1 protein-coding gene is annotated in these 2,654 nt (G+C 64.2%); it reads right to left on the bottom strand.

Annotated elements, in window-relative coordinates:
- The coding region (locus tag NP3_RS45865; RefSeq protein ID WP_157125020.1) for a condensation domain-containing protein at positions 1–2,654 on the bottom strand (2,654 nt) is incomplete at both ends.

Genomic DNA, 2,654 nt, shown 5'->3' on the forward strand with positions numbered 1-2,654 from the left:
TCAAAGGGCCCCGAGTCGTGGTGACGGTGGTTTCGGTTGGACCGTACTCGTTGAACAGCTTCCGGTCGACGCCCCAGCGTTCGACCAACCGACTGCCGTAGTCTTCGCCGCCGACGATCAGGTATTCCAAATCCGGTAGTGGCCAACGGGTGTGGTCGATCGTGGACAGCACCGAAGGTGAGACGAGAACATGGCTGACGTGCTCGCGGTCGAGCATCGCCGCGAGTTCATCCCCACCGAAAACATCCTTGGGTACGATGGCCATGGCCGCACCAGCCGACAACGGCAACAGCATCTCCAGCACCGACACATCGAAACTCGGCGACGCCAAATGCAAAGTCCGAGAGCCGGATTCGACCCCCATCGCAGCCCGATGTTCTGCCGCGCAGTTGGCGAGTCCGCGGTGGGTGACCGCGACGCCCTTGGGGAGTCCGGTTGATCCGGAGGTGTAGATGACGTAGGCGATATCGTCGATCCGCAACGGACGAACCCGATCGCCGTCGGTGATCGGACCGCCGTCGGCCTCGTCGAGGTTGTCGAATGTCAACCACTCGGTGTCGTCCGGCAATCGCACGGGTCCGGGCGCGGCCGTAATACCGAGGGCCACTTTCGAATCGGTCATCATATGGGTGATGCGCTCAGCCGGATGAGTCGGATCGATCGGCAAGAAAGCGGCCCCCGATTTGGTCACCGCCCACACCGCGAGCACGGAGTCCACCGAACGCGGAATGCCGATCGCGACAACATCTTCCGGTCCGATACCGCGCTGGATGAGCTGCCGCGCCAACCGGTTGGAACGTTCATCCAACTGCCGGTAACTCAACCGCTGGCCATCGCACACGATCGCAGTGGCATCGGGATCCAGCGCGGCCGCCACCGCCAGCAAATCGGGCAACGTAGTCGGCGGAACCGACGGCGCACCAGAGCGGGTCAGCAGATCGACTCGCTCAGCCGGTTCGAGCACATCGATCGCCCCGACAGGAACCGTCGGATCAGCGGCGATCGACTCCAGAATCCGAATCCACCGGCGGACAACAGAATCGATGGTCGCGGCATCGAACAAGTCGGTGGCATAGGTGACCGCGACGTTCATATCCCCGCTGTCATGGTTTTCCGACAGGATGAATTGCAGGTCGAACCGGGAGACCTGGTTGGGCAGCTCGACCACCGACAACTCGAGATCGGGAAGTCGCAGTGTTACCGGTTCCAGATTCTGGAACGCCAGCAGCACCTGGAACAGCGGATGTCGCGCTTGGGACGGCTGTACGACGAGTTTGTCCACCACCTGCTCGAACGGAACGTCGGCGTGTTCGAAGGCGTCCAGATCGGCTTGTTTGATCCGGCCGAGCAGGTCGGTGAAGGATTCGTCGAGATCGATCTCGGTCCGCAGCACCAGGGTATTGACGAACATGCCGATCATGTCGTCGAGCGCGGCCATGCCACGCCCGGCGATCGGGGTGCCGATCGGAATGTCGGTGCTGCCGCTCAACCGGGCGAGCAGCACCGCAAGCGTGCCGTGGATCGCCATGAACAACGACGAATTATGCTGCCGCGCAAACCGTTCCAATGCCCGCACCGAACCGGCCGACATCGAGTAGTCGACAGTGGCGCCACGATTCGACAGCACCACCGGCCGCGGCCGGTCGAACGGCAGACGAAGCTCCTCGGCGACGCCGTCCAGCATCTCGGTCCAGTATCGGATCTGTTCGGCGCACAGCGATTCCGGATCGTCGGGTGTGCCGAGGGTCGCTTGCTGCCACAGCGCGTAGTCCGCGTACTGGACCGGCAGCGGTGTCCAGGCCGGGACCCTGCCGCTGATCCGCGCGGCATACGCGGCCGTCACGTCGCGGGCCAGCGGTGCCATGGAGAAGCCGTCGGCGGCGATGTGGTGTACCACGACGGCCAATACGTATTCCGGTTCCACGCCGCCGACAATGCGGAACAACCGGGCGCGCACGGGCGCCTGGGTGGTCACATCGAAGCCCTCGGCGACGAATTCGGTCAGCGTCTCGACCAACCGGCTCGGCACGACAGGGACCACGATCAGCTCGCGGTCCACGTTCTCGACGGGTTCGATCAGCTGGATCAGCTTTCCGTGGTCATCCGGATACCGCGTTCGCAACGACTCGTGCCTGCCCAGCACGTCGAGAACCGCCGCGTGCAGGGCGTCGATGTTCAAGTCGCCGCGCAGCCGGATGGCGATCGGCATGTTGTATGCGCCCGATGCGGTGTCGTACTGGTTGAAGAACCACATCCGTTGTTGGGCAGGCGCGAGCGGCACGAGATCGGGGCGCGGCCCGGCGACGAGCGGCGGGCGTCTGCGCCCGGTACCGGCATGCTGCTCGATGCGAGCGGCGAGTTCCGCGACCGTGGACGCCTCGAACAGCAGTCGGACCGGAATCTCGGCATCCAATGCGGCCCCGAGTCGCGCCGCGACGCGGGTCGCGACCAAGCTGTCGCCGCCCAGGGCGAAGAACGAATCGTCGAGACCGATTGTGTCGATACCCAATACGTCGATGATCGCCTGGGCGATCGCGTGTTCGGTTGGTGTTCGTGGTGCTCGGAAGGGTTTGCGGTCGGCGAAAACCGGCTTCGGCAACGCCCTTCGGTCCAGCTTGCCCACCGGCGTCAACGGAATCCGGTCCAAGGCCATG

The organism is Nocardia pseudovaccinii NBRC 100343, assembly GCF_001613225.1.
GTDB lineage: Bacteria > Actinomycetota > Actinomycetes > Mycobacteriales > Mycobacteriaceae > Nocardia > Nocardia pseudovaccinii.